Genomic DNA, 26,515 nt, shown 5'->3' on the forward strand with positions numbered 1-26,515 from the left:
CGCCGCGTGCGCACCCGGTGACCACCTCCCCCGCCGCCCGGCTTTGCCGGTTGTCCCGCCCGCGGCGGTGCGTCCGCGCGGTGCACTGCGCCTCGTCGGCCGAAGCGCGCAGGCCGATCCGCTGAGCCGGGGGCAGACGTCCGCTCCGTACGGTTTGTCCAGGAGGGGCCAGGAGGGGGAGGCGATGAACGACAGCCGGCCTGCCGGTGTGTGCGCGGTGATCGACCCCGAGCGGGGTGCCCACGGCACCCTGGAACTGCACGGACCGCTGGACACCGCCTGCTTCCACCGGGCCCTGCACCGCATCGCGGAGATCCGTCCGGGGGCCCGGCACCCGGGACCCCGGCTGCTGCGACACGGCCCCGGCCTGCACACCGTCGAACTCCCCGACGGCGACGGAGCGTCGGCGCCGTATCCCGTGGGCCTGCTCGCCGACCTGCTCACCGCCGCCCCTGAGCCCGCCCCCGACGGCCGGCCCGGCGCCTTCGCGCGACCCGTCGGCCAGCCCTGCGGGACGCTGCCGCGCACCCAGCCGGTCACCCCCCGGCAGCAGCAGCGGCTCGCCGATGCCCTGGCCTGGCCCGACCACCAGGTCGAGCAGGTCGTCTGGCGCTGGTACGGCCCCCTCGACACCGCACGCTTCGAGGCAGCCTGGCAGGCCGTCGGCGAACGGGAGAGCGTGCTGCGCACCGCCTTCGTATGGGACCCGCAGCCGCGCGCCGTCGTCTTCGAGCGCGGCTCGACGGACGTCGTCCGCCACCCTCACGGCACGGTGACCGGGCGCGCGGCGCTGCTGGCCCGCGAGCGTGCCCGTGGCTTCGACCTGCGACGCCCCGAAGCGGCGCGGGTGGCGCTGCTGGACAGCGGCCCCGCGGACGCGACAGCGCACTTCACCGACGTACTCATCACCTATCACCGTGCCTTGCTGGACAGTTGGAGCGTCAGGCTGCTGATGCGCGAGTGCTGCCGCGCCTACCTCGCCTACGGGGTGCTGCCCGGTGGCGAACGCCGGCCCGACCTGGGCGACTGCGCCCGCTGGCTCGACGCCCAGGACCTGGGCCCGGTCGACGACTTCTGGCACAGGCCCGCCCGCCGGCCGGCCGCGCCCGCCGTGCCCCGGCCCGGCCCGGCCGGGCCCGCCGGCAGCTCAGGCACCGGAGTGCTCCGCACTGCCCTGTCCCCGGACCGGAGCGCACACCTGGCCCACTGGGCGGCGCGCTGGGGTGTCGCGGAGAGCAGTGTGCTCCAAGCGGTGTGGGCGATGCTTCTGTACCGCACCTCCGATGCCGCGCCCGGGCCCGCAACCGTCGGCTTCGGCCTGGACTTTCCAGGGCGGGGGCTGCTCCTGGAGGGCATCGAGGGCATCCCCGGCCCGTTCGAGAACGCGCTGCCTGTCACGGTCGCCGTCGACGCGGCGCTGAGCCTGCCCGAGCTGCTGCGCGAACTGCGCGACTTGGCCATGGACATGGCCGCGTACGAATGGGTCGCGGCCGGGGGACCGGCCCCCGCCCGCGACACCGGCCCGCGGGCCGGCGGCCTGCTCGCCTTCGACTGCGGCCCGCGTCCCGAAGCCGCCTACGGCAAGGAGCTCGCCGCGCACGGGATACGCCTCGAGGAGCAGGAGGCCCCCGGGGCGCCCGCCGGGTACGCCCTGCGGCTGCGCGCCGGTCACGACGCCCGCCGCGGTCTCGTGCTCACCTGCGCGTACGACCGTGACCTCGTCGACGGCGGCGCCGCCCGCACTCTGCTGGCGCACACCGCGCGGTTGTTGCGCCTGCTGCCCGGTGCGGCGACCGCGACAACCACCGTCGGGGACGTGCTGGCCTGGCTGCCGGACGCTGTCACTCCCCGGGTACCGGACGGTCCCGCTGCCCGAGACACGGCGCCGCTGGTGCCGCTGCGAGGCGCGACGGCGCCTGCGGCGGCAACCGTGTGTCTGGTCGACGTGCCGGGCGCGCCGCGCACCGGGCACGGGGAGTTGGTACGGCACTACCGCGGGCCGGAGGCGCTCCTCGCGCTCCGGCTCACCGCCGGCGAGGACGCCGCCCCGGCCGTCGCCTTGGGCCGGCTGGCGCGCTCCCCCGGCCGGCTGGTGCTCGGCGGGTACTCCGGCGCCGGCGCCCTCGCCTGCGAACTGGCCCGGCAGGTCACGGCGCCCGGGATGCGCCCGCCCCTGGTCGTGGTCGGCGGCGCCGGCGACGATCCGGACGGTCCCCGGAGCCTGGCGAGGGCCCTGCAACGAGCGAGCGCGCCACCTGCCCTGGCTTGAGTCGCCGGCCTTGCGTCTGGCTGGGGGCTGGGGCTGTGGTGTGGGTGCCTGCGCGTGGGTTTCTGCCCCGGATGTTCGCGCGGACGATGGTCCGGGCGCGTGGGCGCAAGCGGCCTTCCAGGTACTGGTCGGGAATGGGACCGGCCCTGTTTGCCACCGTGGGTGGAACCTGGCGGGACGGGCGTGGAGGTGCTGGTCGGGAAGACGGAGGCGGCCCTATGCCGCGGCGGACGGGAATTCAGGTGCGCTGCGAGGCGCGGCCGTTGCCGGTTGTGCAATGGCGGGCTGACGCGTGCGTGACGGCCCAGGCCGGCGAGACCGCCGAGGCGAGCGGGCCTTGAGGGGCTGTGTCACATCCCCGGTCGGATCAGCGCGCTGCGTCATGGGGTCCCCCCGCTCGCCACGTGGGCGTTTCGGCAATGCGACTGGGGATGCCCCCACGCCTTGAGGCACTGGGGGAGTGCGTGCCAGGCGTCGCGTGCCCGGCCGGGATGTGACGCGCAGGCTCTGAGGAGGGCGTCCGAGCCGTCCAGGGACTGTGCGAGGTCCGCAACCGGGGCGACCGGGAGGGAGCCGTGCTGGATCGAGGTGTGTGTCATGACCACCTCTACGGCCAGTCGATGTCGTCGTCGGAGGGAGTACCGCGCCTCGGTCCCGGTCGTCCCGCACGGCCCTCGCGGGCAGCATGGCGGGCAGGAACCGACTGCTTCATGTACGACTCCCGTGGAAACGGACGGGACCAGTTCCCGTGACATGGAGCGGACTGGTGCGCAGGCACCGTAACTGACGCTTGAGATGCTGCTCGTATCCGGTAAAGGACCGCTTGAGGGATGACTGAGAGCCTCGTGAGATTCACACGAGGCCCAAGGCACGACGCCTGGCAAAACATTGCCCGGCTCTTGCCCGGCCGCCTACGCTCGTTGCGGCTTTCGGTGGCCGCCTGCCCCGCCGCGGCCGCCCCCACTCGTCCGGCCCCAGGGAATGGTCACATGCTGCAGCAGCCCGCTTTCGGCCGTCGTCTGAGGAAACTGCGCCAGTCCCGTGGGCTGTCCCAGACCGCGTTGGCGGGTGACGGCATGTCCACGGGATACCTCTCCCGGCTGGAGTCCGGCGCCCGCCAGCCCACCGAGCGGGCCGTCGCCTACCTCGCCGAACGGCTCGGCCTGGACGTGGCGGACTTCGAGGAGCCCGCGGGCGGTTCGCTCGCCAACGCGCTGTCGCTGGTCGCCTCCACCGGCTCCGACGCGGCCATGGAGACGCTCCGCGAGGCCCTGGCGGCCGAGGGACACGAGGCGCCGGTGCTGCGCTGGCAGGCGCTGTGGCAACTGGCCGGGCAACGGCGGCTCCAGGGCGACCACCGGGGCGAACGGGAGTACCTGGAGGAGCTGGTGCAGCTCGGCGACGGGGTCGGACTGACCGCGCTGCGGGTGCGCGGGCTGACCCGACTCGCCCGCTGCCTGCGTTCGCTGGGTGACATCAACGACGCCCTCGACGCCGCGATGACCGCCCACCACCTCGCCCGTGAGGACAACCTGGACGTGGAGGACCGCGCCGCGGTGCTGCTGGCCCTGGTCTCGGTGGAGGGCGAGGGGGGCCGGACGCCGGACGCCCGCGCCCACGCCGACGAGTTGGTCGAGCTGGTGGCGGGCCGGTCGGACGCACTGTGGGCGGAGGCGATGTGGACCGCGGCGGCGGTCCGTGCCCGGCAGGGCGATCACACCGCGGCGCAGGTCTACCTGGAGGAGGCGCTGGAGAAGTTCGACAGCAGGGAGGACCTGGTGCTGTGGCTCAGGCTCAGGCTCACGGCCGGCCGGCTGCACCTGGAGAAGATGCCGCCCGACCCCGAGGCCGCCGAGCGGTGTGTCACGGCAGCCGAGTCGGCGCTCGTGTTCGTGGGCACGCCCGGCCTCCGCCAACAGCTGATCGCGCTCAAGGCCGACCTGGCCTTCGTCGCCGCCCGGTATGACGATGCCCGAGCCCTGCTCGGCGAACTCGCCCAGGCCGAGCCCCGGATGACCTACCGGGAGCGGGTACAGATGGACATCCTGCGCCACCAGCTGTGCATCCGCTCCGGCGACGACAGCGGGATCCAGGGCCTGCGGGCCCTCGCCGAGCAGGCCCAGGCCGATGCCAACATCGACCTGGCCGCGCAGATCTGGCGCATCCTCGCCGAGTCCCTGGCCCAGTCCGCCACGGAACGGGGCACCGCAGTGTGACCCCCGGGTCCACGGAACGGCCCGGCGTTCACCTGCCGGTACGGCCACAGGTCGTTCGCCTGCCGGTACATCCACAGGGCGGCACCGGCAGCGGACCGCCGTCGGCCGCACTCGCTGCACGGTCCTGGCCGCTCGTCGAGTTCGCCGGGCGGGACGTACAGCGTTCTGCTGCATGGGTGTTGACGTCCCGTCCGCCTTCGGCTCGCTGTGGCGCGGCACGGCCTGCGTCGGCTCCTCCACCTTGTCGGCGGGGTGCCCTCGACATGGACTGGCCGGTGGAGGCGTGCGAGGCGTGCCGCGGGCCGGGGACGTCACCGGGCGCGACGGCCGGCCGGGTGCCGTGCCCGCCTGGCGGCCGCAGCGGCTCGTCCCCGAAGGCCGCGGGCCCGCCCGCGTCGCCGGTCCGCCGGTGCCGCCGCCGGTCTAGAACGGTTCGCCGAGGTGGCCGTTGATGTGGTCGAGGCACAGCTCGTACAGGTCTTCGCCGTGGGTCTCGTACCAGCCCTCGGGGACGGCGGCCGTCGCGGGCCACAGGGCGCGGTGGCCGGTCGGGTCGGCCAGCACCACGAAGGTGGCGAACTCGTCGGCGAACGGGTCGTCGTGGGCCGGGCCGTCCAGCACCCGCAGGTTGCCGTCCTCGTCCAGGCGGGCGGCGCGGCCGGTGCGCCACATGCGGGCGGTGCCACCGGCCGGGCCGCCGAACGGGTCGGGCAGGAACCGCTCGCCGCTGGCCCCGGGCGTCCCGGCGTACCCCTGGGCCACGCCCACGCCCGCGATGTACAGGGATCCGGTCTCGCCCGGGCCCACCGGGCGCAGCAGCGAGTCAAGGAGGTAGGCCCGGTAGCCGGGGGCGGGCCGGACCGGGGCGCCGGGCACCTGCTCGACGACGAGCCTGCCCTCTGCCCAGCCACCGCTCACGTTCAGTTCGGCGCCCTCGGTGCGGGCGAGCGACACCAGCGCGCACAGCACGTCGTCGGCGCCGCCCAGCACCCACCGGGCCCCCTGCCGGCGCAGCCAGCCCAGCACCTCGTGCGGCACGTCATGGGAGAGCGAGCCGTCCGGGACATGCACGCGGGTGCCGCAGGCCAGGGCGCTCAGCAGCCCGATCGCCGCGTCTCCGTCCGGGTAGCCGCGCACCAGCCAGGCTGCGTCGGCCGGTGCGGCCAGCGTCGCCGCGGTGACGGCCTCGCCGCCCACCGCCACGGTGCCGTCCTCGCCGGGCAGCAGCAGGAGCGGGTCGCCGATGCGCCGCGGCCGGGTCCGGTCGGCCTCCGGCACCGGCCAGTGCCCGGCCGGCGGCAGCCGGCCGGTCGCCTCCTCGCGGACCAGGCGGGCCGCGCCGGGCACGGCGGGCAGCAGCAGGTCCGCGGTCTCGTCGAGCAGCAGCACCGCGGGGCGCAGCGACTCGGCGAGGTCCAGTGACGGGTCGACCGGCAGCAGCGCGGCTCCCGTCTTCGCCACGGCGATCGCGGCCACCGCGAACCCGGCCGGTGAGGACAGGGCGGTGAGCACACACGTGCCGGGACCGGCCCGGTGCTCGATGAGAGCGTGTGCCAACAGGTCGGAGCGGGCGTCGAGTTCGGCGTAGTCCAGGCCTGCCAGTGCGAGCGCCTCGGGGGCCCGCGCGACCTGCGCCGCGAACAGCGACGCCATGTCCTGCTCGGCTACCGGCACGTCCGCACCCGCCCACACCCCGCTCCCGGAGGCCGGACCGGGCAGCAGCCGCAGCCGGCTGAGCGGGGCCGCGGGCGCTTCGAGGGCCGACCGCAGTACGGCGGTGAGCTGACCGGTGAGGGAGGCGGCGGCCGTCTCGCCGACCGTCTCGCGGCGGAAGGCGGTGGTGACGGTGATGCCGGCCGGGGCGCCCGCGGGGCTCTGCCGCTCCGTCAGCGTCAGCCCCAGATCCGTGGCCGGGACCGGCGGCACGCAGTGCTCGGCCCGCACGGACAGCCCGGCCGCCTCGAACCGGCCCGCGCATTCCTGGAGCACGGTCAGCGCGAGTCCGCCGGGCAGCGCCGCCAGCGCCGCCTCGCCGTCCCGGTAGGCGGCCAGGTCCCGCTCGCGGACCCGGCGCAGCAGCTCGGTGAAGGCGGGGTCGCCGGAGGTGTCCACGGTCAGGGCCAGGACCCGCCCGTAGGGGCCGACGGCCTCGCGCAGCGCGGCGGTGTCCCGGGCCGGGACGGGGGCGGCCACGGTGACCGGGCCGGCCGCGCCGAGCCGGGTCAGCAGGACGGTGAGCGCGGCGTGCACCACCATGAACAGGGTGGTGCCGTGCTCGGCGGCCAACCGGGCGAGCCGCGCGTGCAGTTCCGCGTCCAGCTCGGACTCCAGGGTGCCGTAGGAGGTGTCGCCGGCCTGCGACGCGCTGCCCGGCAGCGGGGTGGGCGGCAGGTCGCCGAAGATGGCGAGGGGAGCCGCATCCCGTGCGGCGGGGGAGTGGTTCGGGGTGCGCCCGGTGGCCCGCGCCCCGTAGGCCCGGGCGACTGCGGCGGCCAGCGGCAGGTGGGACCACAGGTCGACCGAGTCGGCGGGCAGGGCCAGTTCCAGCAGATGGTCGTCGGCGGCCAGCGCGCGCAACCGGGTGCCGGCCGAGCCGAGCCGGGAGTTGCGCAGCGATGGATGGCGGCGGCCGAGGTCCTCCAGGGCCGCCTTCAGGGCGCGGGTGTCCAGCGCGCCGTGCAGCCGCATCGAGAACTCCGAGCTGTCGCCGGCTGTGGCGCCCGGCCCGGTCACCGCGGCGGGGGCGTCGCCGACGAGCGCGGCGAACGCGGCCGGGGTGGGCGCCTCGTGCAGCGCCCGGCTGCCCAGGTCGGCGCCCAGGGTCTCACGGACCCTGGACAGCAGCCGTGCCGCTGCCGACGAGTGGCCGCCGATGCGGAAGAAGTCGGACTCGGCGTGCACCTTGTGCCGCGGCAGGCCCACCACCTCGGCGAACAGGTCACGGACGATCTCCTGGATCGGCGTGCCGGGCTGGGTACCGGGGCGGCCGGCGGTGCACGCGGGCGCGGGCCGGGCCCCCCGGTCCACCTTGTCGTCGGCGTTCAGCGGCAGGGTGTCCAGGGGCTTCAGCGCGGACGGGACCATGCAGTCCGGCAGTGGCAGTTGCTCCTGGAGACGGCCGCGCAGGACGACAACCGGGTCGACGGTGTCGTCGACGGCGGCCGGGGTGTTGGCGCAGCTCTCGGCGTCGGTGACGGGTGCCGCGTACACGCCGCTCAGCGCGCCCGCGGGGACCTGCGCGGGGTCGACGACGACGATGTCGAGGAGGTCCGGGCTCTCGCCCCAGGTGGGCAGGGCCCGGTAGCCCAGGCGCTCGGCCATCTCGCACAGCGTCTCCGGGTCGGGGGCGGGCGCGTCCTGCGGCGCGAGGTCGATGCCCTCGCGGGGGTCGAAGAGGGACTGCATGGCCGTGTACTCGTCGTGCACCCGGCGGTTGGGCACCCCGGCCAGGCGCAGCACGGCGGGGCGCACCGTCGTCAGGAGCTGTTCGGCCTCACTGGTGCCTGCGATGTCCCGGCCCCAGCGGAGGGCGGGCGCGGTGGTGAGGTCGGCGACCGGCTCGGCGGTGGAGAGCACCGCCTCGTAGCGGTAGCGGGTCAGCTCGTTGTGGTGCCGGCCCCGCTTGGCACGTACGTCGACGGCGCGCACGGCGGGCAGGTCCCGGGCGAGTGCGTCGAACAAGGCGGGGGAGAGCAGCAGTTCGGTCTCCGTGGCGACCTGTTGGTCGATGGCGCGGAGCAGCGCCTCTCGGTCGCCCCGGGCGCCGCCCGGCCGGGCCAGCGCGATGCCCGTATGGAAGCAGCGGGCGAGGTCGAGGTTGCGCAGGTCGCCGAGGAGCAGCGAGCCGCCCGGGGCGAGCAGCGGCAGCGCCCGCTCGACGACGGTGCGTAGGTGGGCGAGGCTCGGGAAGTACTGGATCACCGAGTTGACGACGATGGTGTCGAAGTGGCCGGCGGGCAGACCGTCGGTGTCGTGGGCACCCCGGCACTCCAGCCGGACCTTGTCCTTGAGGACCGGGTCGGCCTCCACCTGCGCGGTGAACGCGGCGACGCCGGCGGGGGAGAAGCCGGTGGCCCAGTACTCGTGGACCTCCTCGTCATGGGCGAGGTGCGCCATCAGCAGCCCGGTGCCCGCACCGATCTCCAGGACCCGGCGGCGCGGCAGCTCACGGATCCGCTCGAGGGTGGCGTTCTGCCACTCCCGCAGGTGGTCCGGCGGGATCGGCAAGGCGTCGTAACTGCTGTTCCAGCCGGTGAGGTTGTCGCCCGGACCGGTGGCAGCGGCGTCCTCGTGGAGCGCCTCGTGGGTCTCCCTCCACCTGGTGATCCGTGCGTCCTCCTCGGCCGGCGTCGAGGAAGGGGCGGCCTGCACGACGTGTGCTGCCAGGTGTTTGCCGCCGTCCTCGGTCTCGTGCGGGGACGCCGCGGCGGACACGGTCGGGACGGCGGTCGGTACCGGCTCGATCTCGCCGAGTTCGGTGCAGGCAGCGCGCAGCTCGATCCGGTCCGCCACCCGGCCGACGAACTCCAGCGCACCGTCCTCGCCGAGGCGCACCAGGTCGCCGGTGCGGTACAGGGGGCCGTCGGTGCCGGTGAAGCGGTCCGCGACGAACCGCCGCCCGGTCAGCTCCGGCCGGTGCAGGTAACCGGTGGCCACGCCCGGCCCGCCGAGAAGGAGTTCACCGGTGCCGCCCGCGGTGACCGGCGTGTCGTCGGCGTCCACGACCACGGCCGTGGTGGCACCGATGGGCCGGCCGATCGGGATCGTACGGTCGCCTTCGGCGGGTTCGGTGACCTCGTGCCAGGTGGCGAACGCCGTCGTCTCGGTCGGCCCGTACACGTGCAGCAGCCGTCCCGGTGTGCCGGCCGCGAACACCTCACGCACCCGGCGCGGGTCGCAGGCCTCGCCGCCGAACAGGACGGCGCGCAGTGACGCGAAGGCGGCGGGCCGCTCCCGGGCGATCAGGTGGAACAGGGCGGTCGTCAGGAAGGCCACGGAGATGCCGTGGGTGCGGACCGCGTCCTGGAAGCGGCCCGGGTCGGTGACGGTGTCCGTGCCGAGGCCGATCAGCCGGGCGCCGGCGGTGAGCGTCGTCCACACCTCGAAGGTGACCGCGTCGAAGGCGGGGCCCGCGGCCTGGGCCACCGCGTCGGCGGGGGTCAGCCGCAGGTAGTCGGTGGAGCGGACGAAGTCCAGCACGGCGCGGTGTGGTACGACGACGCCCTTGGGGGTGCCGGTGGTGCCGGAGGTGTAGCAGACGTAGAAGGCGTCGTCCGGGCCGGTGGTCTGCTCGGGCAGGGCGTCGGAGCGTCGGGCGATCTCGGAGGCCTCGGCGTCCAGGACGACGAACACCGTGTCCAGGCCTGAGTAGTCCGCGGCGTCTGCGCCCGCGGTGAGCACCGCGGCGGCCGCGCTGTCACGCACGATCAGCCGGCGCCGTTCGGCCGGGTCGGCGGGGTCGACCGGGACGTAGGCGGCGCCGGCCCGCACGATCCCGAGGAAGGCGGTCACCATCTCCGGGCCCGGCCGCAGCGAGGTCACCACGCGGTCGCCGCGGCCGATGCCGCGGGCCCGCAGATGGGCGGCGAGGCGGTTGGCCGCGTGGCTCAGCTCGCGGTAGGTGAGGTGAGCCACGCGGCTGTCGGCGTGCTGGGGGTAGTGGACCGCGATTGCGTCGGGGCCCTCCTGGACCTGCTGCTCGATGAGGCCAGAGACCGACAAGACCGACATCAGCACCCGCTCCTTACGACAGCGCCTTCCGGCTTGGCAAAACATTGCCTGAATATTGGCAACGGCGACCTGAGGCGGTATCCAGCTACGGTCGAGCGGCACTGAACTCGCAGCTGATGCGGGTGGATTGTTGCCAGTTCGAGCGGCGGAGGGTTGCCTCGTGTGCCGAGAGGGGGGCTTGGCCGGCGCGCGAAGGCGGCGGTGCCGCGGCGGGGGAGCCGGGCCGCGATGCCGCGGCTGGTCGGGCCTCCGGCGCCCGGTGCTCCCGCGGCGGCGGTCCGTTCGGCCACGGCGTTCAGCAGGTGGCTGTTGACACGGCCGTCGGCACCCTCGATCAGCAGCACTTGGGAACGTCCCACCGTGCAGGTGGTCAGGGCCGTCTCCAGAGCTCCGGCCACCGATTGCTGCCGCCAGCGGCGCCTCTGACAGAGGTGGAGCGGGACGGAGGTGAGAACCTCCCAGAACGCCGAAGCCCCCGCAGCGGCACGGTGGCCGGCGGGGGCGTCACGGGGCGGGCACGGTTGCCCGGGCGCGGATCAGACGGAGGCGGCCTTCGGCCAGTCGATGTTGGCGCCGGTGGTGGTGGCGGGCCAGTCGATGTTGGCGCTGGCGGGGGTTGCGGTGGTGGCGGGCCAGTCGATGTTGGCGCTGGCGGGGGTTGCGGTGGTGGCGGGCCAGTCGATGTTGGCGCTGGCGGGGGTTGCGGTGGTGGCGGGCCAGTCGATGTTGGCGCTGGCGGGGGTTGCGGTGGTGGCGGGCCAGTCGATGTTGGCGCTGGCGGGGGTTGCGGTGGTGGCGGGCCAGTCGATGGATTCCGTCGCGGAGACCGCCTTCGGCGCCGTCGGCCAGTCGATCGCGTTCGCGGCGGTGGTGGCACCGGCGGTGGAGAACGCGGCGGCGACGACGGCGGCGACGGTGGCGATCCGGGCGATGCGGTTCATGGCGGGCTCCTCGGTGTCAATTCTGTGTTCGTTGCTTGGCAACCTCTTGCCAAGAAGATTGGCAAGTAAATCTCGGGAATCGCTGGGGAATTGGTCGAACTACGCTCAAGACCGTCGCGAGATACGCTTCAGAAGCCCGGCGAACTCGACTGGATTGCCCAGGTAAACCCCCTGTGAGCTGCTAAAACGCCGACCTTTGGCAGAAGTCCGGAGCCTCTGGCAACGCTAGGCAACCCCTAGGAAAAAGAGCCGGGCGCAGCTGAGTTCGGAGCTGACGAGCCTCGTTCACTTGAGCGCCGCCTGAGCCCGTGTTGCCAGTTCTGGATTCCTGAAGGCAATCTGTTGCCAAGCACGAGGCAATAGATTGCCTCGGTCATCTCAGTGACGGGGGGAGGCCCCGGAAATGAACGCGATGTCCCACGGTGACCGAAGGGTCCATCTGAACTCGGCCGGTCTTGGCCGCATGCCCGCTGCCGTACGCGAGCTCCTCACCGAATGGACGCGCTTCGAGGACCGGTACGGGCCCCACGAACTGGAGGAACGCCTCGACGACGTCCTGCACCGGGAGATCCACGAGCGACTGGCCGCCCTGCTCGGCGCCCCACCCGGCGACACCGCGCTGTCCACCGGGGCCACCGACGCGTTCGCCGCCGTCCTGTCCCGGCTCCCGCTCGGCCCGCGCGACCGTGTCTGGACGACTCGCTACGAGTCGGCCGCCAACCTCAGCGCCCTCAACGCCCTCCGCGCCCGCACCGGCTGCCGGCTGGACGTCGTACCGCTGCGCCCCGACGGCGACCTCGACCTGGAGTGGATGGCGCAGCACATCGACGGCGACGTCGCCCTCGTCTGTGTCCCGTACGTTCCCTCGGGCTGCGGCATCGTCAACCCCGTCGAGGACGTGGGGCGCATCCTCGCCCCGCACCGCTGCCTGTACGCCGTCGACGCCTCGTACGCCGTTGGGCAACTCCCCGTGGACGTCGCCCGCGTCGGCTGCGACCTGCTCACCGGTGACGGCTGGCGCTTCCTGCGCGGCCCGCAGTCCGTCGGGTTCGCTTATGCGGCACCGCGGTTGCGGCAGGTCCTGGCCCCGCACGGCGGCCTGCCGCTCGTGCCGCCCTGCGGCGCCGCCGCAGCCGCGCTGAACGCGGCCCTCGCCCTGCACGTGCCCGCGCCCGTGCCCGCGCCCGAAGACCTCGGTTCCCGGCTGCGCACCGCCGTGGAGAACACGTCCGGCACCGGACTGATCGCCCCCGGCCGGGTCCAGTCCGGCATCGTCACCTTCCAGCACGGGGAACTGCCGGCTGCACTGTTGCGCCGCCGCCTCGCGGACCGCGGAGTCGTCGTATGGAAGACGGTCGCCCAGGAGACCCCGCTGTACCTACCCGAGCGCGGTGTCGTCACGGCCGTACGCGCATCCGTCCACCCCGACCACCGCGCCGAGGACATCGAGCGGTTTGCCGAGGCGCTCCAGGACGCCGTGGCCGAGGGGCGCCCGCGTCCTGCCGGCGTCCCGCGCCCGCCGTCCACCGCACCGGTGTCGCGCGACGTGCCGTCCAGGCCGGCAGCGGCCCGGATCCCACGCCGGCAGGCGGCTGGGCGACGGCACCTGACCCTCGTGTCCGGCGGTCCGCCCCGCACCAGCCGGCTCCAGCCCGGAGCGTGAGCGGCTCGCAGCCGGCGGGAAGTGCCGGTTGAACGCCGGTGAGCGCAACGGATCAGAGGTGGCTCCGCGCTCAGTACAGCCGGTCACAAGGCGAGGGCGAGGGCACCGAGTCGCTGGGCGCGGTAGACGAGGGGCCGCCGTCCCCGTCGGGACCGGCGGGCTGTTCGTGGCCGACGGCCGCGAGCCCGTTGACGCTCGGCGCGATTGCGCGGGCGACCGGGACAGTGGGGGCCGCAGCGCTGGACGCCGAGCCGCCCGCGGGCGGCAGGTACACGTGGCGGTGCGGGCGTCGGGAGCGGCGTGAAGCGCCATACTCAGGCGCTCATCCCCGCGTTCGTGGAGGTCGTGGAAGTGCCATGTCGGTGGCCCCACTTGCCCGCAGTTGCATGAGGAACGCGGCGAGCCGCGCCCTGCTGCCCGAGCGGCCGGGGCGGCCCGGCCGCTCGGGCAGACGCGAGTGGGCCTCTAACGGCCGTCTCTAGCCTCGGGCTCAGGTGCACGCACTATCCGGTGCCGCCGCGAGACTCGTCACGGACCGACAGGAGCCGAGCTACGTATGTCTGTGGAAACGACTGGGCTGCCCGAGACGGGGACAGCACCCGCGAAGGATGTCCGGCGCCTGGACCGGGTGGTCATCCGGTTCGCGGGGGACTCGGGTGACGGTATGCAGCTCACCGGGGACAGGTTCACCTCGGAGACCGCGTCCTTCGGCAACGACCTTTCCACCCTGCCGAACTTCCCCGCCGAGATCCGCGCCCCCGCCGGTACCCTGCCCGGCGTCTCCAGCTTCCAACTTCACTTCGCCGACCACGACATCCTCACGCCGGGCGACGCGCCGAACGTGCTGGTCGCGATGAACCCGGCCGCACTGAAGGCCAACCTCGGAGATCTGCCGCGCGGCGCCGAACTCATCGTCGACACGGACGAGTTCACCAAACGCGCCCTGCAGAAGGTGGGCTACTCGGACAACCCGCTGGAGGACGGCTCGCTCGACGGCTACCACCTGCATCCGGTGCCGCTGACGACCCTCACGGTGGAGGCGCTCAAGGAGTTCGATCTCTCCCGCAAGGAGGCCGAGCGCAGCAAGAACATGTTCGCGCTGGGTCTGCTGTCGTGGATGTACCACCGGCCCACCGAGGGCACGGAGAGGTTCCTGAAGTCGAAATTCGCGAAGAAGCCGCACATCGCCGGGGCGAACATCGCCGCATTCCGCGCGGGCTGGAACTTCGGCGAGACGACCGAGGACTTCGCGGTCTCCTACGAGGTCGCCCCGGCCGCCAAGGCATTCCCCGTGGGCACCTACCGCAACATCTCCGGCAATCTGGCGCTGTCCTACGGGCTGATCGCCGCGTCCCGCCAGGCGGACCTGCCGCTGTACCTGGGCTCCTACCCCATCACCCCGGCCTCCGACATCCTGCACGAGCTGAGCCGGCACAAGAACCTCGGCGTGCGCACCTTCCAGGCCGAGGACGAGATCGCGGGGATCGGCGCGGCCCTGGGCGCGGCCTTCGGCGGCTCACTCGCGGTGACCACGACCTCGGGCCCGGGCCTGGCGTTGAAGTCGGAGACGATCGGCCTGGCGGTGAGTCTCGAACTGCCGCTGCTGGTCGTCGACATCCAGCGTGGCGGCCCGTCCACGGGCCTGCCGACCAAGACCGAGCAGGCGGACCTGCTGCAGGCGATGTACGGGCGCAATGGCGAGGCACCAGTCCCGATCGTCGCCCCGCGCACCCCGGCCGACTGCTTCGACGCGGCCATGGAGGCGGCCCGGATCGCGGTCACCTACCGCACGCCGGTGCTGCTGCTCTCCGACGGCTACCTGGCCAACGGCTCCGAGCCGTGGCGCATCCCGGACCTGGACGAACTACCCGACCTGAGAGTCCAGTTCGCCTCCGGCCCCAACCACACCCTGGAGGACGGCACCGAAGTCTTCTGGCCGTACAAGCGGGATCCGCAGACCCTCGCCCGGCCGTGGGCGGTCCCGGGCACGCCGGGGCTGGAGCACCGGATCGGCGGCATCGAGAAGCAGGACGGCACGGGCAACATCTCCTACGACCCGGCCAACCACGACTTCATGGTCCGCACCCGGCAGGCCAAGATCGACGGCATCGCCGTACCCGACCTGGAGGTCGACGACCCGCACGGCGCGCAGACGCTGGTACTGGGCTGGGGCTCGACGTACGGCCCGATCACGGCGGCGGTACGGCGGCTGCGGGCGGCCGGAGAGTCGATCGCGCAGGCGCACCTGCGCCACCTCAACCCCTTCCCGCGCAATCTCGAAAGCGTGCTGAAGCGCTACGACAAGGTGGTGATCCCCGAGATGAACCTCGGCCAGCTCGCCACCCTCATCCGGGCCAGGTACCTGGCCGACGCCCACTCGTACAACCAGGTCAACGGCATGCCGTTCAAGGCGGAGCAGCTCGCCACCGCCCTCAAGGAGGCCATCGATGTCCACTGAGGCCCTGACTCTCGTCCCCAGGTCCGAAACACCCCTGGCCGCACGGGACTTCAAGTCGGACCAGGAGGTGCGCTGGTGCCCCGGCTGCGGTGACTACGCGATCCTCGCCGCCGTCCAGGGCTTCATGCCCGAGCTGGGCCTGGCCAAGGAGAACATCGTCTTCGTCTCGGGCATCGGCTGCTCGTCGCGCTTCCCGTACTACATGAACACGTACGGCATGCACTCGATCCACGGGCGGGCGCCCGCCATCGCGACCGGGCTCGCCTCCAGCCGTCGGGACCTGTCCGTGTGGGTGGTCACCGGTGACGGAGACGCCCTGTCCATCGGCGGCAACCACCTCATCCACGCGCTGCGCCGCAACGTGAACCTGAAGATCCTGCTGTTCAACAACCGGATCTACGGCCTGACCAAGGGGCAGTACTCGCCGACCTCGGAGGTCGGCAAGATCACCAAGTCGACGCCGATGGGCTCTTTGGACGCGCCCTTCAACCCGGTGTCGCTGGCGATCGGCGCGGAGGCCTCCTTCGTCGCCCGCACCATCGACTCCGACCGCAAGCATCTGACCGAGGTGCTGCGCCAGGCCGCCGCCCACCCGGGAACGGCACTGGTCGAGATCTACCAGAACTGCAACATCTTCAACGACGGCGCCTTCGACGCCCTCAAGGACAAACAACAGGCCGAGGAGGCGGTGATCCGCCTCGAGCACGGGCAGCCGATCCGCTTCGGCAGCGACCTGTCCAAGGGCGTCGTACGCGACCGGCAGACGGGCGATCTGAAGGTGGTGACCGTGAGCGCGGACAACGAGGCCGACGTCCTGGTCCACGACGCGCACTCCGCGTCCCCCACCACCGCCTTCGCTCTCTCCCGGCTGGCCGACCCCGACACCCTGCACCACACCCCGATCGGTGTGTTCCGCTCCGTCGAAAGGCCCGTCTACGACACGCAGATGGCCGACCAGCTCGACACCGCCGTCGAACAGCACGGCAAGGGCGACCTCGCCGCACTCCTCGCCGGCGGCGACACCTGGACCGTCCTCAGCTGAGGCACCCCCCTGACACCCGGTGCCGCCCACCCCCGCGGCGCCGGGTTCGCACTCTCGCACTCCACTCTCACAAGGAGGAACCCGCAATGGTTTCGAACGGCGTCGCCGACGAGGAATGGGCCGTCCGGGCGGTACGGGAGGCGGTTCCGCGCCGTCTGCTGATGTGCCGTCCACAGTTCTTCGACGTGACGTACAGCATCAATCCGTGGATGGACCCGCAGAAACCGACGGACACCGCGGCCTCGCTGCGGCAGTGGGAGGAGCTGCGGGAGCTGTACGTGTCGCTCGGGCACACGGTCGAGGTGATAGAGCCGATCGAGGGTCTGCCGGACATGGTGTTCGCGGCCAACGGCGCCACCGTGGTCGACGGCAAGGTACTGGGCGCGCGGTTCCGACACCGGGAGCGGACCGCGGAGGGGCCGGCCTATCTGGACTGGTTCGAGCGGAACGGGTATCGCGAGATCCTGTGGCCGGAGTTCATCAACGAGGGCGAGGGTGACTACCTGCGGGTGGGGCGGCGGATCCTTGCCGGGACCGGGTTCCGCACCGATCCGCGTTCGCACGCCGAGGCGCAGGAGTTCCTGGGACTGCCGGTGATCGGTCTGACGCTGGTCAACCCGGACTTCTACCACCTGGACACCGCCCTCGCGGTGCTCTCGCCGACCGAGATCATGTACTACCCGCCGGCGTTCACGCCGGGCAGCCGGGCGGTGCTGCAGGAGATGTTCCCGGACGCGATTCTGGCCACGGACGAGGACGCGGCGGTGTTCGGCCTCAACGCGTTCTCCGACGGGCTCAATGTGCTGCTGCCGCAGGCGGCCACAGGGCTCATCGAGAAGCTGAAGGACCGTGGCTTCCACCCGATCGGCGTGGAGCTGGGCGAGCTGCTCAAGGCGGGCGGCAGCGTCAAGTGCTGCACCCTCGTCCTGTAGAACGACAGAGACAGGCGGGCAAAGAGACGGCCACCGCCGGCCCTGTGCTGTGAGGCACTCGGGTCGGCGGTGGCCGTTGGCCGGTCCGGACGGAGGGTTGACGGCCCGGACTCAGGGGGCGGACGGTCAGTCAGCCCGTGTGCACCGGCTCCCGCTCGTGACGGGGGCCGGGGATCGGGGCGGAGGCCGGGAAGCGGGTGAGCTTCTCGCCCTCCACGTCCATGTCCGGCAGCAGCCGGTCCAGCCAGCGCGGCAGCCACCATGCGGACCTGCCGAGCAGGGCGAACAGGGCCGGGACCAGGGCCATGCGGACCACGAAGGCGTCGAAGAGGACGGCGGCGGCGAGACCGAAGCCGATCATCTTCACGAAGTCGTTCGCGTCCAGGATGAAGCCGGAGAAGACGCTGGCCATGATGACCGCGGCGGCGGTGACGATCCGTCCGCCGTAGCGGAAGCCGGTGACCACCGCGTCGGACGGGCTCGCCCCGTGGACGTACGCTTCCCGCATCCGGGCGACGAGGAAGACCTCGTAGTCCATCGCGAGACCGAAGACCACACCGATCATGAAGATCGGCAGCGTGCTCATGATCTGGCCCTGCTGCTCGATGCCGAGGCTCTTGGCGAGCCAGCCCCACTGGAAGACCGCGACGAGCGCGCCGAGCGCCGCACTGATCGAGAGCAGGAAGCCAAGGGCCGCCTTGAGCGGGACGAGGACCGAGCGGAAGACCAGCATCAGCAGGAGGAAGGCGAGGCCGACGACCAGACCGAGGTAGGGCAGGAGGGCATCGTCGAGGGTCTTGGAGAAGTCGATGTAGAGGGCGGTCTGGCCGGTGACCAGGACCGTGGCGTTGTCGGAGGACCGGAAGTCGTCCTTCATCCCGCGGATCGTCCGGACCAGTTCCTCGGTGGCGTGGTCTTGCGGGCCGGTCTTCGGTACGACGGTGATGATCGCCGTGTCACCCTTGGGGTTGGTGGCCGCGGGGCTCGCCATCGCGACGTTCTCGACCTTCGCGAGCCGCTTGCCGACCCGGCCCGCCGCGGCGGCCGTGTCCTTGCCCTGGACCGTGACGGTCAGCGGGCCGTTGAAGCCGGCTCCGAAAGAGTCGGACAGCAGGTCGTACGCCTTGCGCTGGGTGGTGTCCTTCGCGTACGTGCCCTCACTCGGCAGACCGAGCTGCATGCCGGCCGCGGGGATGGCGAGGGCGCCGAGGCCCGCGACACCGACGAGCAGGACGACCAGGGGGCGGCGGACGACGAACGCGGCCCAGCGGGTGCCGAGGTTCGGCTTCTGGCGCGCGGCCCGCTTGTCGGCCTTGCGCTGCTGACGGGCGGTCAGCGGCTTGCCGTAGAACCGCTTGCGCTCGGCGCGGGGCATGACCTTGATCGGTGCGAAGCCGAGGAGGGCGGGGACGAAGGTGATGGCGATGAGGACTGCGATGGCGACCGTGCCGGCCGCGGTGAGGCCCATCTTGGTGAGCATCGGCACGTTGACCACGGCGAGGCCCGCCAGGGCGATGATCACGGTGAGGCCGGCGAAGACGACGGCGGTGCCCGCGGTGCCGACGGCGCGTGCGGCGGCGTCCTGGCGCTCGCGGCCCTCGGACAGCTCGGAGCGGTAGCGGGAGATGACGAACAGGGCGTAGTCGATGCCGACCGCGAGGCCGATCATCATCGCCAGCGTGGAGGTGGTGCTCGACAGGCCCAGGGTGGAGCCGAGCGCGGTGATCGCGGAGGTGCCGATGGCGACGCCGATGAGCGCGGTCAGCAGGGGCATGCCCGCGGCGATCATCGAGCCGAAGGTGAGGATCAGGACGAGGGCGGAGACCAGGATGCCGATGCCCTCGGTGCCGCTGGCGGAGCCCGCGTCCAGCTTGACCGCGTCACCGCCGGCCTCGACGGTCAGGCCGCTCTTGCGGGAGTGGTCGAGGGCCCCGGTGAGGGCGTCGTGCGCCTTGTCGTCCAGCTTGGTGGCGGCGACCTTGTAGGTGGCGACCGCGTAGGCGGTGGTGCCGTCCTTGCTGACGGCGTTCGCCTTGAACGGGTCGGACACGGCGACCACTTCGGGTGCCCTGCCGAGCCGGCCGACGAGGTCCTCGACCTTGGCCCTCTCCTCCGGGTCGGCGAGCTTGTGGCCCTGCGGGGCACGCAGCACCACGCGGGCGGTGGCGCCTTCCGCGTTCGCCGCCGGGAACTTCTCCTTGAGTAGATCGAAGGCCTTCTGGGACTCCGTGCCCGGCATGGAGAACGTGTCGGCGGGCGGCGTGGGCGCGGACGAGGCGGCGACGCCGATTCCCACGAGGGCGGCGAGCCACAGCAGGGTCACCAGGCCGCGTCGCCGGAAGGCGAAGCGGCCCACTGATGAGAGAAAGGTGGCCATGTCGTACAGACTCCTGCTCTTGCGCGGAATGTGAGGGGATGGGTGGTGCTGCCGGGACCGGTCGCCGGTCACGTCCAGAAGGTGAGGGCTGGGAAGACGTCGGTTCGTGCGTGTGCACGGTGAGGGTCTCGGGGGTGAACGAGGCCTTTGCCAGGGCGGTGGGGATGGTCTGTGGGGTCCCGATGTCGCCGTCGCCCGGGATGTCCACGGTCAGACGGTCGGGGGCCCGACGCGGCGGCCCGAAGCCGGAGTCGGTGCCGCGCTCGCCATGGTGCCGAGAGCCCGGCGAAGGGCACCCCGGCACGTCCCGCGCACAGCGCAACAACCGCGGGGGCGCGCACGGCGACCTGCCGAAGCAGGCCGTCCACCGGAAGATCCGGGTACGGAAAGTCCATCACCGCTGATTGCCTCCGGATGGTCGGGCCGAGGGGCTGTCGTGGCTCGTGGCATCCATCGTCGGCAGGAACGCTTGAGGCGTATTTGAAAGAGGCTCGAGCGGAACTTCAAAGACTGTCCGTACCGAGTTCGGATTCCTCGCAGTGCCCGGGATCCCCTCGGCGTACCTCACCCGCCCCAAGGGACACGGCCCAGGGAACACGCACGGAGGCGGAGGCCGAGATCATGACTGTCGAGCTGGAGGGAACGGCCGAACGCACACTCCAGAGCCGGAAGTTCGCCGCCCTGTACGCGGAAGCACAGCAGTTCTACGCACACCAGATGCAGATCCTCGACGCGCACGACACCGAGCGCTGGGCGGCCACCTTCACCGAGGACGCCGTCATCGAACTGCCCTCCCTGTCCGAGCCGGTGCGTGCGCGCGCCGGGCTCGCCCGCTACGTGCGGGCCGGCGCGGCACGGCAGCGGCGGGCCGGCAGCCGCCTCGACCACTGGGTCGGCATGCTCGACGTACAGCCCCAGGCGGACGGGTCGCTGCACACCCGTTGCTCGGCCCTGGTGTACGTCACACCGGGCGGAGGCAGTTCCAAGGCCCTGTACGTGTGCGTCATGGAGGACGTCCTGGTCCGCACCCGCGGCAAGTGGCGCACCGCGCACCGCCGGGTGACCCGCGACGACCTGGCCTGAGCGACCGTGCGCACCGGAGCGGACGCTGCCCCGGGCGGGCGCCAGCGTCAAGTGCGGCACCCTCGCCTTGCCGTGACACCGCGGCCCACGGCCACCGCCGACTGGTGCTCCGGGACCGCCCGGACTTCAGGGCAGGCTGGTGAACGCGGCGTAGACGTCGTCGAGTTCGTGTGTGTGCACGGTGAGCGACTCGGCCGTGACCGCTGCCGCGTCGAGGACCGCGAGCACGGCCCGGAGGGTCTCGACGCCGGCGTCGCCGGAGATCTGGAGGGTGAGCGTCGCGAGGTCGCTCCACGCGTCGCCGAGGTCCGGGCCTGATCCGGTGCCGAAGGCGGCGCCGGCACGTTCGAGCGCGATGGCGTCGGCGAACCGCAGGCGGATGAGAGCGTCGGGCGGATCGTTCGGAGGCGCCTGCCAGAACTCGGGGGCGCCGGACTCGGGATCGCCGGTCGGTAGGTCCGGCCCGGGCTCCTGGTACGTCGGCAGAATGCTCAGGCCGGAGCGAAGCGGGGCCACCGCGGGCTCGGGTGGCGAGGCGTCGGTCTCGGCCACGGCGCTCAGCAGTACGAGCCCGGCCCTGGGCGGGAGAGAGGCGGCGAGCCCGCGGGCCTCGTCCCCGTCCGTTTCGGCCGCGAGGGTCAGCTCGTGGCCGCCGGCCGCCGGCTGCGGTGTGAGATCCGCTGCGTGTGTCAGGCGGTCGGAATCCGGCGGTCGCGGGATGAACTCGGCCGACCTTGGGGCATGGTGACCCGCCGGACCGGATGACGGCATGGTGGGACCCGGCCGTCGGGCGTGGGAGGAGCCCAGGGTGTGGGTCATGGGCACTGCCCTCGCCTTCGCTCGAGTGTCGTCGTTCGTGTGCCGCTGAACCGGGATCGCCCGCCATGGGGCCATGCCAAGCCGATGGTTTGCCGTTGCTGTTGTCGCTGCCCGTTCACGCCAGGACCTCCGTCTCGTCCGGGTCTGGGTCCGGGTCCGGCACGATCACCGTGCCGGCCCCGTCCTCGGTGAACATCTCGAGGAGTACCGCGTGCGGGATCCGTCCGTCGATCACCCGGGCCGCGCCCACGCCGCCGCGCACGGCGTGCAGGCAGCCGGTCATCTTGGGCACCATGCCGTCGCTCAGCTCCGGCAGGAGCTTCTCCAACTCGCCGGCCGTGAGCCGCTGGATGACCTCCTCGCTGTGCGGCCAGCCCGCGTAGAGCCCCGCGACGTCCGTCAGTATGACGAGCGCCTCGGCGCCCAGTGCGGTCGCGAGCGCGGCCGCCGCGGTGTCGGCGTTGATGTTGTAGACGTCGCGGTCCTCGGCGCTGCGGGCGACAGAGGAGATCACCGGGATCCGGCCGGTGTCCAGCAGGGTCTCCAGGACCGCGGTGTCCACCCGGGTGATGCTGCCGACCCGTCCGACGTCGACCGGCTCGCCGTCGATCCACGGCATCAGCCGGGTGGCGGTGAGGGTGTCCGCGTCCTCGCCGGTCATCCCGACGGCCAGCGGGCCGTGACTGTTGATCAGGCCGACCAGTTCGCGCTGCACCTGCCCGGCCAGCACCATCCGGACGATGTTCATCGCGGGCGGCGAGGTGACTCTCAGCCCGGCCCTGAACTCCCGCTCCAGACCGCGGTGTTCAAGTTCCCGGTCGATCTGCGGGCCGCCGCCGTGGACGACCACGGGCCGCAGGCCGGCGTAGCGCAGGAAGGCGACGTCACGGGCGAAGGCCGCGGTCAGTTCCGCGTCGACCATCGCGTGCCCGCCCAGCTTGATGACGACCGTCCGGCCCTGGTGGCGGGCCAGCCACGGCAGTGCCTCGCTGATGGACCGGGCCTTGGCCAGCGCTGAATGCGGACTGGGCGTCATGAGAAACCTCGCAATCGCCGGCCGTGGTGAATCCGCGGCCGGGCTGTAGTTTCGGATCCATCATTGCGAGCCGGTCGGCCCGGGTGGAAGCTCTGCCCCCGATCACCTGTAAAAGTGCTGGAGTTCAGGTCGATGGCGACTCGATGTCCGGTCGACAGGACAGCCGCCGTGGGCCGCGTCGGCCGGCGATGTGGGGGGTGCGGTGCAAGGACTCCCAAGCCGCCGGTTCGCCGAGGGAGGCCGGAGATGATCCATGGTCGGCCCGGCCGTCTCGCCAACTCCGTCTTGCTCATCGGATGATGATTCATTTCCGCTCGGAAGTGAATTGTGGACGGCTTGAATTGGAGTGGATCGGAGTCTTCCTGGTGGTGGTGGCCCGCAAGACGGTCGTTCGGCATTGTCCGGAGAACTCTTTGACGTCAGCATGAGGAGCGAGGAAAGATCGCGACAGGGTCACTCAAGACGGGCTCGCGGACGGTGTTCATTGTCCGGTCGACAGGACGGCGGTCTTGAGTCGAACCACTGAGAGGGTGAATTCCGGATGTTCGTCCCGAGTTTTTATCGTGAACCGCACAGTTCATGGAAAATCGATTTGATCCGAGAAAATCCGTTGGCACTCGCGGTGTCCAACGGCAGCCCTGGGGGCATCCCGTTCGCCACCCATCTGCCGGTGATCTGCGACCCGGCGCAGGACGGCACCGAACTACCGGCCGACCTGTCCGGGCTCACCCTGCTGGCGCACATGAACCGGGCCAACCCGCACTGGAAGGCGCTCGAGGACGGCGGCGGCGTCCTCCTGACCTTCACCGGCCCGCACTCCTACGTCTCGCCGACCGTGTACCAGGTGACCCCGGCCGCCCCGACCTGGAACTTCACCTCGGTGCACGTCCGTGGCGAGGTGGAGAAGCTCGACTCGATGGACGACGCCATGGACGTGGTGCAGGCCACGGTGCGGGCCTACGAGCGCGACTTCGGCACCGGCTGGGACATGAGCGAGTCGCTCGGCTACTTCCGGAAGATCGGGCCCGCTGTGGGTGCCTTCCGGGTGCGGGTGACCGGGGCCGACGGGATGTTCAAGCTCAGCCAGGAGCAGCCTGGCGAGGTCCGAGAGCGGGTGCGGGAGTCGTTCGCCGGCAGCGACTGCATCCACAAGCGCGCGACGGCCGACCTGATAGGCCGGCTCCCGTGATGCCCGGCTCCCGTGATGCCCGGCTCCCGTAATGCCCGGCCCTGAGATGTCAGGTCCCCCGGCGCAGCTCACGGGATGCTGCGTGTTCAGGCGCTGATGGCGGCCGGGCGCTCGGCTTCGGACAGCTCGTTGACGCCCTTGAGTCCACGTACTTCGGGCAGGTCCTTGAGGTCCTCCAGGACGCGGGCGGCCGCAGTGTCGAGGCTCGCCATCACCCACTGATCGAAGTCGATGCCCATCTGCTCGGCGGCCCGGTGCCACGACCGGAGCCGGCTGCCGGGGAGTTCGAGCCGACGGACCGGCTCGACGGGCGTGCCGGTCTGCTCCTCGAGCTCGCGGGAGGCACGAATGGCCCGGCGCAGCTGCTTGGTGGTCCACCGGTTCTGCTCCGCGCGGTCGAGCCACATCTCCTGCTGGTCCAACGGCAGCGAGGCAAGCTCCGCGTGGTGCTGGAAGGTCAGCGCGGGGCGCCGCCGGTCGAATGCGAACCGCCGGGAGACCCAGGCGTAGTTGCGCAGGGTCTGGTACTGCAACCCGACGGCCCGGATGCCGTGCTGATAGCGGTCCACGTAGTGGTCCTTGCCGAACACCAGCCAGTCGCCGAGCCACCAGGACGAGGAGTCGACGATGCCGGACAGCTGACGGCCGGCCTGTTCCCACTCGTCGAAGGACGCCCCGGAGGGCATCCGCAGGCCGACCTTCGTGGTCATCACCTGACCGCGGCGCGGGCGCTCCCCGGGAAGCCTTCGCTGCTGAGGTACCACGGTCCGCTCTGGTCCGGTCTGTTCGTTTCCCGATCGTTCGAAGTTGCTGGCGTGAATCGCCATCAGGCCTCCATGTAACGCGTGCGAACAGGGGGGAGCCTGGCACGCCGTCCTGGAGTGCTCATGAATTACGACTTGTGTCGGACACACCGACAGCCGTTCGAACGGACCTTGAAATCCCCGCCGACGGATACTTCATCTCCCCAGGAGTGTTTGTGGCGCCTTGGTACCAGGTGGGTGGCGCTCGCACGCCATCGCGGCACAGCGCCATTCCCGGTGTGTCTCCCCAGCGGATCTCGAACAGTTCCCGGCTCGCTTTCCACCGTTCCTCGACGGCGGGCGGCCACGGTCCGCCGACTCCAGCGCCATGCGTCCCGTGCTCCAGTTGGCGCCCGCAAAGTCTTCAGCGCAGGCGTGCCCATCGCCGCACCGTCCGGCGAACTGTTCACCAAGACCGAGCAGTACCCGATCGGGGCCCATGTGCTCCCCGAACGCATGGACGGGAAGGTCGCCCGTCTCCGCCCGACGCGCTCGGCGTCAAGCTCACCGTCCTGCGCCCGGAGCAGGCCGAATACATCGGCGTCCCGGTCGAGGCCGTACGAGGCGGACCACTACCGCTGCTGATCAACCGTCAGCTCATCCGCGAAACCCGCAGCGAGCGGGCCGCACACACCCGAGGGGGACACCTTGAAGCTCAAGATCCGCGCCGCCGCCGGCCTATGCGCCGCCGGGACGCTGCTGGCGATGACGGCAGCCGCACCCGCCACCGCCGCGACCACCACCGGCCACGACGGCTCCCACCCAGGGGTTCAGGACGTGCTGAACCGCGCGGTGACCGAGGGCGGTCTGCCCGGGGCCACCGTGCAGATCCTCGACGGCCGCCACAGAAGCTGGTTCGGCCGCGCCGGGGTGGCCGACCTCAGCACGGGGGCCCTGCAGCAGCCACAGGACCGGTTCCGGATCGGCGGCACCACCCAGACCTTCGTGGCCACCGTGATGCTGCAACTGGCCGCCGAGCACAAGGTGCGCCTGGACGACTCGGTGGAGCAGTGGCTGCCCGGTCTGGTCGACGGCAACGGTTACGACGGCAGCAGGATCACCGTCCGCCAGCTGCTCAACCAGACCAGCGGGATCTACAATTACGTCCTCTCCAGCACCGTCCAGGACGCCGTCATCGGCACCGCCTTCCTGGAGCACCGCTTCGACAGGATGACCCCCGAGCAGTTGGTCGGTCTCGCCGTCGCCTACCCGCCGGCCTTCGCCCCCGGAACCAGCTGGGGCTACTCCGACACCAACTACGTGCTGGCCGGCATGATCATCGAGAAGGCCACCGGGCGGAGCCTGGCCGACGAGATCCACGACCGGATCGCCCGCCCGCTCCACCTGACCGGCACCTACGAGCCGGCTGCCGGCGACACGGAGATCGACGGTCCGCACGGCCGCGCGTACTCCCACCTCAACCAGAACGGCTCCGGCATCCCGTCCTACGACGTCACCGAGCTGAACCCCGGCTGGGTCTTCGCCACCGGCGACATGATCTCCACCAACGGAGACCTCGACACCTTCTTCAGCGCGCTGCTGCGCGGCCGCCTGCTGCCGGCCGCCGAGCAGCAGGAGATGTTCACCATGACCCCGACCACCAGCTGGATCCCGGGCATGAGCTACGGATACGGGGTCGCCTCGACCACACTGCCCTGCGGCACCACCGTGTACGGCATGTTCGGCGGCACCGAGGGGTCCTGGACCTACACCTACGGCACCCGGGACGGCCGCCACATGCTCTCCACCAACGTCAACGGTGACTGGCTCTACGGCACGGGGTGGTCCATGCAGGCGCCGATCGGCGTCTTCGACGCCGAGCTGGAGGCGGAGTTCTGCGGCAAGCAGGCCTGACTCGCCACAACACGCCCGGTGGTCGAGCGAGACACCACAGGTCTCGCTCGACCACCGGGCGTCGCGTTCCGCGCGGCCAGACGGTGTACCGGCCGTCGCCCAT

16 protein-coding genes and 1 pseudogene are annotated in these 26,515 nt (G+C 71.9%); 11 read left to right on the forward strand and 6 right to left on the reverse strand.

Annotated elements, in window-relative coordinates; all coding sequences use genetic code 11:
* Positions 1 to 184 precede the first annotated feature (184 nt).
* From EDD92_RS48980 to EDD92_RS48990, 3 genes are all read left to right on the forward strand, one after another.
* Complete coding sequence (locus tag EDD92_RS48980) at positions 185 to 2,269, forward strand: condensation domain-containing protein (RefSeq protein WP_123970958.1); 2,085 nt, start codon at positions 185 to 187, stop codon at positions 2,267 to 2,269.
* Positions 2,270 to 3,258: 989 nt separating this feature from the next.
* Complete coding sequence (locus tag EDD92_RS48985) at positions 3,259 to 4,485, forward strand: helix-turn-helix domain-containing protein (RefSeq protein WP_123970959.1); 1,227 nt, start codon at positions 3,259 to 3,261, stop codon at positions 4,483 to 4,485.
* A 172-nt stretch (positions 4,486 to 4,657) separates the two neighbouring features.
* Positions 4,658 to 4,912 carry a hypothetical protein gene (locus EDD92_RS48990; protein ID WP_123970960.1) on the forward strand — a complete coding sequence of 85 codons (255 nt, stop codon included), beginning with the start codon at positions 4,658 to 4,660 and terminating at the stop codon, positions 4,910 to 4,912.
* On the opposite strand, the gene EDD92_RS48995 is transcribed toward EDD92_RS48990, so the two are convergent.
* Complete coding sequence (locus tag EDD92_RS48995) at positions 4,909 to 10,215, reverse strand: non-ribosomal peptide synthetase (RefSeq protein WP_185124527.1); 5,307 nt, start codon at positions 10,213 to 10,215, stop codon at positions 4,909 to 4,911. The genes EDD92_RS48990 and EDD92_RS48995 overlap by 4 nt on opposite strands.
* 536 nt (positions 10,216 to 10,751) lie before the next feature.
* On the reverse strand, positions 10,752 to 11,156 hold the full coding sequence (locus tag EDD92_RS49000) for a hypothetical protein (RefSeq protein WP_123970962.1): 405 nt from the start codon (positions 11,154 to 11,156) through the stop codon (positions 10,752 to 10,754).
* A 403-nt stretch (positions 11,157 to 11,559) separates the two neighbouring features.
* On the opposite strand from EDD92_RS49000, the gene EDD92_RS49005 reads away from it, so the two are divergent.
* From EDD92_RS49005 to ddaH, 4 genes are all read left to right on the forward strand, one after another.
* On the forward strand, positions 11,560 to 12,819 hold the full coding sequence (locus tag EDD92_RS49005) for an aminotransferase class V-fold PLP-dependent enzyme (protein ID WP_123970963.1): 1,260 nt from the start codon (positions 11,560 to 11,562) through the stop codon (positions 12,817 to 12,819).
* Positions 12,820 to 13,375: 556 nt separating this feature from the next.
* Positions 13,376 to 15,277 (forward strand): 2-oxoacid:acceptor oxidoreductase subunit alpha, encoded by a 1,902-nt coding sequence (locus EDD92_RS49010; protein ID WP_185124528.1) that lies wholly within the window; start codon positions 13,376 to 13,378, stop codon positions 15,275 to 15,277.
* Positions 15,267 to 16,319, forward strand: a complete 1,053-nt coding sequence (locus tag EDD92_RS49015) for a 2-oxoacid:ferredoxin oxidoreductase subunit beta (RefSeq protein WP_123970964.1) — start codon at positions 15,267 to 15,269, stop codon at positions 16,317 to 16,319. Before EDD92_RS49010 ends, EDD92_RS49015 begins: the two co-directional genes overlap by 11 nt.
* 86 nt (positions 16,320 to 16,405) lie before the next feature.
* Positions 16,406 to 17,251 carry a dimethylargininase gene (gene ddaH, locus EDD92_RS49020; protein WP_123970965.1) on the forward strand — a complete coding sequence of 282 codons (846 nt, stop codon included), beginning with the start codon at positions 16,406 to 16,408 and terminating at the stop codon, positions 17,249 to 17,251.
* A gap of 130 nt (positions 17,252 to 17,381) precedes the next feature.
* Here ddaH and EDD92_RS49025 read toward each other — a convergent pair whose 3' ends face one another.
* Complete coding sequence (locus EDD92_RS49025; protein WP_123970966.1) at positions 17,382 to 19,628, reverse strand: MMPL family transporter; 2,247 nt, start codon at positions 19,626 to 19,628, stop codon at positions 17,382 to 17,384.
* Positions 19,629 to 20,249: 621 nt separating this feature from the next.
* On the opposite strand from EDD92_RS49025, the gene EDD92_RS49030 reads away from it, so the two are divergent.
* Positions 20,250 to 20,711 (forward strand): nuclear transport factor 2 family protein, encoded by a 462-nt coding sequence (locus EDD92_RS49030; RefSeq protein ID WP_123970967.1) that lies wholly within the window; start codon positions 20,250 to 20,252, stop codon positions 20,709 to 20,711.
* Positions 20,712 to 20,837: 126 nt separating this feature from the next.
* Here the strand turns inward: EDD92_RS49030 and EDD92_RS49035 are convergent, their stop codons facing one another.
* Positions 20,838 to 21,530: a hypothetical protein gene (locus tag EDD92_RS49035; protein ID WP_123970968.1), complete on the reverse strand. Its 693-nt coding sequence runs from the start codon at positions 21,528 to 21,530 to the stop codon at positions 20,838 to 20,840.
* A 115-nt stretch (positions 21,531 to 21,645) separates the two neighbouring features.
* On the reverse strand, positions 21,646 to 22,566 hold the full coding sequence (gene argB / locus EDD92_RS49040) for an acetylglutamate kinase (protein ID WP_123970969.1): 921 nt from the start codon (positions 22,564 to 22,566) through the stop codon (positions 21,646 to 21,648).
* Positions 22,567 to 23,107: 541 nt separating this feature from the next.
* On the opposite strand from argB, the gene EDD92_RS49045 reads away from it, so the two are divergent.
* A complete protein-coding gene (locus tag EDD92_RS49045; protein WP_123970970.1) occupies positions 23,108 to 23,755 on the forward strand; it encodes an FMN-binding negative transcriptional regulator in 648 nt (215 codons plus the stop codon).
* An 86-nt stretch (positions 23,756 to 23,841) separates the two neighbouring features.
* Here EDD92_RS49045 and EDD92_RS49050 read toward each other — a convergent pair whose 3' ends face one another.
* Entirely contained in the window at positions 23,842 to 24,465 is a 624-nt protein-coding gene (locus tag EDD92_RS49050) for an LmbU family transcriptional regulator (RefSeq protein ID WP_260327415.1), read from the reverse strand.
* Between the two features lie 492 nt (positions 24,466 to 24,957).
* Between EDD92_RS49050 and EDD92_RS50655 the strand changes: the two are divergent.
* Positions 24,958 to 25,143: pseudogene (locus EDD92_RS50655) on the forward strand (adenosylhomocysteinase); the annotation flags it as partial.
* Between the two features lie 63 nt (positions 25,144 to 25,206).
* Positions 25,207 to 26,412 (forward strand): serine hydrolase, encoded by a 1,206-nt coding sequence (locus tag EDD92_RS49060; protein ID WP_260327416.1) that lies wholly within the window; start codon positions 25,207 to 25,209, stop codon positions 26,410 to 26,412.
* The last annotated feature ends 103 nt before the right edge of the window (positions 26,413 to 26,515 follow it).

Source organism: Streptomyces sp. TLI_185 (assembly GCF_003814765.1).
GTDB lineage: Bacteria > Actinomycetota > Actinomycetes > Streptomycetales > Streptomycetaceae > Streptomyces.